8 protein-coding genes are annotated in these 6892 nt (G+C 54.4%); 3 read left to right on the forward strand and 5 right to left on the reverse strand.

Going from position 1 to position 6892, the window contains the following annotated elements:
* Positions 1-482 (reverse strand): TatD family hydrolase (locus MVC73_RS10800; protein ID WP_297510970.1); only part of this gene is annotated, 482 nt, incomplete at its 3' end.
* A 135-nt stretch (positions 483-617) separates the two neighbouring features.
* Here MVC73_RS10800 and MVC73_RS10805 point away from each other — a divergent pair.
* Positions 618-1559 carry a DUF835 domain-containing protein gene (locus MVC73_RS10805; protein WP_297510973.1) on the forward strand — a complete coding sequence of 314 codons (942 nt, stop codon included), beginning with the start codon at positions 618-620 and terminating at the stop codon, positions 1557-1559.
* On the opposite strand, the gene MVC73_RS10810 is transcribed toward MVC73_RS10805, so the two are convergent.
* The 4 genes from MVC73_RS10810 to MVC73_RS10825 all read right to left on the reverse strand — a co-directional run bounded on the left by MVC73_RS10810 (position 1548) and on the right by MVC73_RS10825 (position 4708).
* Complete coding sequence (locus MVC73_RS10810; RefSeq protein ID WP_297510976.1) at positions 1548-1799, reverse strand: DUF504 domain-containing protein; 252 nt, start codon at positions 1797-1799, stop codon at positions 1548-1550. The two genes, MVC73_RS10805 and MVC73_RS10810, sit on opposite strands and share 12 nt — an antisense overlap.
* Positions 1796-2479: an MBL fold metallo-hydrolase gene (locus MVC73_RS10815; RefSeq protein ID WP_297510988.1), complete on the reverse strand. Its 684-nt coding sequence runs from the start codon at positions 2477-2479 to the stop codon at positions 1796-1798. The genes MVC73_RS10810 and MVC73_RS10815 overlap by 4 nt, the downstream gene beginning before the upstream one ends.
* A 144-nt stretch (positions 2480-2623) precedes the next feature.
* Positions 2624-3913 carry a dicarboxylate/amino acid:cation symporter gene (locus MVC73_RS10820; protein ID WP_297510979.1) on the reverse strand — a complete coding sequence of 430 codons (1290 nt, stop codon included), beginning with the start codon at positions 3911-3913 and terminating at the stop codon, positions 2624-2626.
* A 96-nt stretch (positions 3914-4009) separates the two neighbouring features.
* Complete coding sequence (locus tag MVC73_RS10825; RefSeq protein WP_297510982.1) at positions 4010-4708, reverse strand: biotin--[acetyl-CoA-carboxylase] ligase; 699 nt, start codon at positions 4706-4708, stop codon at positions 4010-4012.
* 83 nt (positions 4709-4791) lie between these two features.
* Here MVC73_RS10825 and fba point away from each other — a divergent pair, with 83 nt between their 5' ends.
* Positions 4792-5637 carry a class I fructose-bisphosphate aldolase gene (fba, locus tag MVC73_RS10830; RefSeq protein ID WP_297510991.1) on the forward strand — a complete coding sequence of 282 codons (846 nt, stop codon included), beginning with the start codon at positions 4792-4794 and terminating at the stop codon, positions 5635-5637.
* A gap of 67 nt (positions 5638-5704) precedes the next feature.
* Positions 5705-6892, forward strand: a 1188-nt coding sequence (locus MVC73_RS10835) for a pyruvate carboxylase subunit B (RefSeq protein WP_297510985.1), incomplete at its 3' end; no start/stop codon positions are given.

Raw genomic sequence — 6892 nt, forward strand, 5'->3', positions numbered from 1 at the left:
AAATCAGCGCTCCCGGCGAAGGAGTGGAAGTATGCACTCACACCTGCCCTCTGGACGAGCTCGAAGGCTTCTCTTTCGGCCTCCCTCGCGTGGATGACAACCGGCAGTTTCAGTTCAATGGCGAGGTTGAGAAAATGCTGGAAAATCTCCTTTTGGTTTTCCCTCCCCCTCTCGTTCTCGGCGTGGTAGTAGTCGAGGCCTATCTCACCTATCGCGACTATCTCGTCCCTGTGCTCAAGGATGAAGGCCTCAACTTTCCTCACCTTCTCCCAGTTCCCCCTCCTTGCCTCGTTGGGGTGGTAGCCAAGCGTTGGAAAGACGAAGCCAAAGTATGGCCTGAGGAGCTCCCAGCTCTTCCAGACGTGGGCTTTCCTGTATTCGGTTATCGAATCAACCACCGCCCTCAGCTCTTTCCTGCACTTTTCTATTATCTGAGGGGCTTCCTTTCTGTAAAATTCGAAGTGAGCGTGCGCGTCTATCATGGGTTTTAAGGTGTCATACTGCATAAAAAAGCTTTTCTACTTTGGATGCGTTTTATTGTTAAACGGATATCGAACGAATATTTAAGCGTGGTGAGGTTTGTGGGAAAAGAGATGGATTCGGAGTTGAACCGAATCATGAACGAAATTGTGGAAAAACTCAAGGTCGCAACTCCCAAGGAGCTTCTCAGCTACGCGATAATGAACGAGGAGGCCGAGGTAGAGTACTACTCGAAGCTGGCCGAGAAGGCAAAGAAGCCCAGCGTGAAGCTCGTCTTCAGAAGAATGAGCGAGGAGAGCGAGAAGCACGCCTGCCTTCTCAAAAGACTCTTTAAAAAGCTTTTCCCCGGAGAAGAGCCCGTTAAAGTTGAGATTCCTCCCGTTGAGGTTTATCCGTTCTACCCCAAGTTTGAGAGTGTTGAGGACTACTTTGAGGCACTGGAGTACTGCATGGAGAGCGAGCTCTTCGCCAAGAGGACCTACGAACTTCTTGCCACAACGGCGGAGGATGCCCGTGTTAGGGAGCTGGCAATGAACCTTGCAGCCATGGAACAGGAGCATTACGAAGAGCTGAGAAAGGTCTATGAACTCCTAAGAACTCTGGTGGAGAAGGGCCTCCTTCCGGAGACTCTGAAACCCGGAGGTTACCTATTCACCGACGACCTCAAGGCCAGGTATTTTGTCCTTGAGCTGGCAGAGGCGGGTGTTAAGGTCAAAGCACTTCTCAGGCAACGGCCCTGCGGTGCCTTCAGGGAGATACTGAAGGCTATGGAAGTCCTCTGGATAACGAAGGTTGAGGGGGAGAGCTCGGTGAAGCCCTCTCAGGTTCCAAGACTGAAGAAAGAGCTGTCAGCATTTCTCAAAGAGACCGGTGAGAAAGGCCAGAAAGGAGCCGTGTTCATCGAGAACCTCGGGTACCTGACGGTCGAACTCGGCTTCAGAAAGGCCATGGACTTCGTCCTCTACCTCAAGGACAGTGCCCTGCTTCACAGGGGATACATCATAGTGACGGCAAATCCAAATGCCTTTGAGAAAAGGGAGTGGGCATTACTCACCTCGGAGCTCATGCTAATCCCTTAGCTTCCTGCTCTCCCACACAACTTTCCCATCCCTTCTCACGACCCTGAGAATGCGGTGGTAGGGTATCTGGGCCTCCCCGACGAAGAAGTAGCCGTGTCCCAGCTCTATCATCTCAACGGGGATTTTCTTTTCGTTACCGTAGCTCCCCCTGTGCTCGATTACGATGTAGTAGTTTCCCTCATCCTCCCGCGGATCGTACTTTATCTTCGCGAGAACCTCCTTGACTGAGCCCTTCCTCACGGCATCACCCTCTTGAGGTTCCCCTTCCAGTCCTTTATAACCCAGCCATGGCCCGGGAGACCAAAGTCCACCTCGAAACCGGCAAGCCTCTCAAGGCTCTTTCTGAGCTCTTCCCCGCTTCCCGTCGGGAGGTCGGTTCTTCCAACGGTTCCGTTGAAGACCGTATCTCCGGTGAACATCAGTTTGGTCTCCCCGTCGAGGTAGAGACAGGTACTCCCGGCGGTGTGTCCGGGCGTGTGAACCACCTTCAGCCTCAGCTTTCCCACCTTCAGCTCGTCCCCGTCCTCCAGCTTGGCGTGGACTTCATGGGGCTTAAAGCGTTCCCCGTAGGCGTAGTCGAGGATTATCCTTGAGAGGCCCCGTTCAATGACTTCAGCAACTATCCTGTGTGCGGCGAAGGAGACCTTAATTCCAAGGCCTTCAAGGAGGCTTTTGAAGGCCAGGTTGCCCCCGATGTGGTCGAAGTGCTCGTGGGTGTTGAATACCACCACTTTCCTGAGGCCATCGAGGTAGCCCTCTCCCGCTAAAAGTCCGATGTAGTCCCTGACTCTCTTCCCCGTCCCGGTGTCCACTATCAGGGCTTCCCGGCCACTCCTAACCAGATAGATGTTGGAGTCCCAATCAAGTCCCTTTAGCATCACGGTGCTGGGAGGTATCTCCACCGGCACCAGCTCGGGCATTATGACCTCCAAGCTTTCACCTCCAAAAGGGCTCGAGGGGGGACCGCGTCTTCATCTCGGGGGGAGCGAGTCCCCGTCAGGAGGGATGAATCTCTTCATCGCCCAGAATAGTTCCCCGAAGGGTTCAAAAAAGTTTGGAAGGGGTTAGACCCACTTGGACTCGTCCAGCTCGCCCTCGGTCTTTGCAACTATCGTCGTTCCCGTGAGGTCGCCGGTGACGTTCACCATTGTCCTTCCCATGTCGAGTATAGCGTCTATTCCAAGAATCATGGCGTAAGCCAAAGCCACCGGGCTTCCTGCGGTGAGGTTGAGGCCGACACTCTGGAGAACCATCGCGAGCATTATCGCTCCTGCACCGGGAACGCCAGCGGTTCCTATCGATGCCAGAACCGCCGTAAGGACGACAACGAGTTGCTGACCGAGCGTTAGCGGGTGGCCTATGGCGTTCGCCACGAAGAGAACAGTCACACCCTGGTAGAGCGCCGTTCCGTCCATGTTTATCGTTGCCCCGAGGGGCAGGGTGAAGGAGTAGATGCCCTTGTCGATGCCCATCTCCTCCTCGGCAACGCGCATGGTTACCGGCAGTGTTCCGCTTGAGCTCCTCGTGACGAAGGCTGTGAGCATGGCATCCTTGGCCTTCTTGATGAACTTTATCGGGTCTATCCCAAAGATTTTGAGCAGGACGAAGTAGACCAGGACAATCTGGAGTGTTAGACCGACGTAAACCGCCAGAACCACTTTCGCCAGCGGGCCTATGACCTTGACTCCCTGCTCTGCCATAACGTAGGCTATGAGGGCGAAGACACCTATTGGTGCGTACTGCATAACCCCCGCAACTATAATGTACATCGCCTCGGCAAGGCCGTCAAAGAACCTGAGGAGCGTCGTGCCAGCTTCCTTAAGCCTTTTGTCGTTCTTGTTTATGAGGTACGTTATCGCGATTCCAAGGATTATCGCGAAGAATATGACCGGTAGGACTTCACCCTTGGCAAGCGAAGCGAATGGGTTCGTTGGAACTATGTTGAGCAGTGTCTGGACGAGTGACGGCGGTTTTGCCTCTATTGCCTTTCCCGTTCCCGTTCCGAGGTGTATTCCCGTGCCGACCCTGAAGGCCCTGCCCACTATAAGGCCGAAGAGAACCGCCATCGCCGAAGTTAGGAGGTAGTAGAGCACTATCTTGAGGCCAACCCTTCCAAGCCTTGCGGGGCTTATGCTGGCAGCACCGACTACTAGAGATGCAAGGACTATCGGCATCACCAGCATCTTCAACAGGCGCACAAAGAGGTCACCGAAGGGCTTTACGTAAGTCTTAACGACACCGGCATAGCCGTAGTGCCCGGCTATCAGGCCGAAGATTGCACCAAGAATCAGACCCCAGAGGATTTTCCAGAGGACTGGGTAGTCCAGATATCGCCTCCATAGGCTCTTGCCCATTTCGGTACACCCCCGAATAGCTGTGCATCAATGCACTTTATCTGTGAACAGAAGGTAATATTAACCTTTTGACGCTAATTTACGTCGTTGTGACAATTATCTAAACCTCAGCGATACGTCGCCGTGTAGTATTTTCAAGGGGCCTTCCTCAGTCTCCAGAAGGAGGGAGCCGTCCTCCAGAACGTCCCTGGCTATTCCGGAGACAACGCCCTCATCAGTTATCACTTTGACGAATTTTCCAAGTATTAAAGTCCTCCTTCTTGTTTCGTCTATAACTTTCAGGGGGCTTTCCTCAAAGACTCTGTACCACCTTTCGAGGGCTTTGAGGAGAACCGGGAGGACTTCCTCTAACGGCACTTCCCTTCCAAGGAGTTCCCTCATCGATGTCGCGCTTTCTTTAAGCTCTTCCGGTATCTCGTTGTTTACGTTAAGGCCAATTCCCATAACCACGAACTTCCCGGCCTTCCCCTCGGTCAGGATTCCGGCTATCTTCTTTTCCCCGACCCAGACGTCGTTGGGCCACTTAATCCAGCCCGTTATTCCGAACTCAGCTAGGGTCTCCCTCACTGCCAAAGCCCCAACGAAGACGAGCCTCGGGTCTGTCTTTTCCGGCTTCAAGATTACGCTCATCCAGAGGCCACCCTCGGGGGAGGCCCACTTCCTCCCCTTCCGCCCCCTTCCAGCGGTTTGGCGCTTCGCTATCACAACAGTTCCTTCAGGAGACTCCTCGGCGATGCCCCTCGCGTAGTCGTTGGTCGAGCCAACTTCTTCGAGGCGTATGATTCTCCACTTCATATCTGCTCCTCACCGGGTTTCTTTAAACGGTTAACGGGAAAAACCTTAAATCCCCAACCGATATATCACTCACGGTGATTAGTATGGATGCATACCAGAGCGTTGGGATTAGGAGAAGGCTTAGGAGGTTCTTCCGCAGAGACGGGAGAGCGCTTATTTTTGCGATGGATCACGGCTTCGAGCACGGCCCAACTGACTTCGAGCCAGTCTGGGAGCACGTTAACCCGAGGATAATCGTGAGGAAGGTCGTCAGGGCTGGCATAGACGGCGTCATGATGCTCCCCGGAATAGCTAGAATAGCCGGAGATGAGGTCAAGCCGGACAGGGGGCTCATGATAAAGCTCACGAGCAAGACTAACCTCCGCCCGAAGAGTGAACAGCTCCTCCAGAGCCAGCTGGCGTACGTTGAAGATGCCGTAAAGCTCGGTGCAGATGCGATAGCAGCGACGGTCTACTGGGGCTCCCCGCAGGAGGACATAATGATGCGCCAATTCGCGGAGATAGCTAGTTATGCCCATGATTTGGGCTTCCCGGTTGTGCAGTTCGCCTATCCAAGGGGGCCTTATATAGATGAGAAATACGGCAAAAAGGAGGACTACCGCGTCGTTATGTACGGAGCTCGCGCCGCAGCTGAGAGCGGGGCCGACATGATAAAGACCTACTGGACGGGCTCAAGGGAAACCTTCGCCAAGGTCGTTGACGCTGCCGCTGGCGTTCCAGTCCTGCTCAGCGGTGGGGCCAAGACTGAGAATCCCGTTGACTTTCTAAAGCTCGTCTGGGAGGTTATCGAGGCTGGGGGAGCCGGAGCGGTCGTTGGAAGGAACATCTTCCAGCGCGAGAACCCGGAGCCCTTCATAAAGGCCCTCCTGAAGGTCATCCACAGGAACGAGGACCCGGAGGAGGCAGCCAAGGCGGAGGGCCTCCTCTGACCTTTCCCATTTCTGTCCAGCAATTTAAATATACAACTTCTGCAGACCTTTAAACGGGGTGAGAAATATGGGGAGAGTCGAGATTATAGACACGACCTTTAGGGACGCTCACCAGTCGCTCATAGCGACCCGCCTTCAAACTGAGGACATGCTGAAGGTAGCCGAGGACATGGACAGGATCGGCTTCTACTCGATGGAGGTCTGGGGAGGCGCTACCTTCGACGTCTGCATCCGCTACCTCAACGAAGACCCGTGGGAGAGGCTCCGCCTGCTGAGGGAGCGCATAAGGAAGACCAAGCTCCAGATGCTCCTGCGTGGCCAGAACCTCGTTGGCTACAGGCACTATCCCGACGACGTTGTAGAAAAGTTCGTGGAGCTTGCCCACAAGAACGGGATTGACATATTCAGGGTTTTCGATGCCCTCAACGACGTCAGGAACATGGAGGTTGCGATAAGAAAAGCAAAAGAAGTCGGCGCTGAGGTTCAGGGGGCAATAGCCTACACAACCGGCCCGGTTTTCACCCTCGAATACTACATGGGGAAGGTTGAAGAACTGCTAAAGCTCGACGTGGATGTGATAACCATAAAGGACATGGCAGGACTGTTAACGCCATGGAAGGCCTACGAGCTGGTGAGCGAGATAAAGGAAGCCTACGGCGTTCCGGTCAACGTTCACACCCACTCGACCACGGGGATGGCTGTCGCGACTTACATGAAAGCAGTTGAGGCTGGAGCGGACTTCATAGACACCGCCATAAGCCCGCTCGCCTTTGGAACGGCCCAGCCGGGTGTACAGACGATATGGCACGCCCTTCCGGAGGCCGTTGGAAGCCACCTCGACAGGGAGACGATACACAAGGTTTCCCGCTACCTCAAAACCCTCCTTGAGGAGAAGTACTTCAGCATGCTCCACAAGGAGGCGCTCATGGTAAACCCCTACGTCCTCAAGTACCAGGTTCCCGGCGGGATGTACTCCAACCTGATAAGCCAGCTCAAGGAGATGAAAGCTTTGGACAAGCTCGGGCAGGTTCTTGAGGAGATACCTCACGTGAGGGAAGACCTCGGCTGGCCACCGCTGGTCACCCCAACGAGCCAGATAGTCGGAACCCAAGCGGTTCTAAACGTCCTCTTCGGGAGGTACAAGAGAATAACGGAGGAGGTAAAGAACTACGTGAAGGGTCTCTACGGAAGGCCGCCGGCGGAGATAAAGCCCGAGATAAGGAAGCTCATCCTCGGCGACGAAGAGCCCATAACC

The organism is Thermococcus sp. (assembly GCF_027052235.1).
Classification (GTDB): Archaea; Methanobacteriota_B; Thermococci; order Thermococcales; family Thermococcaceae; genus Thermococcus.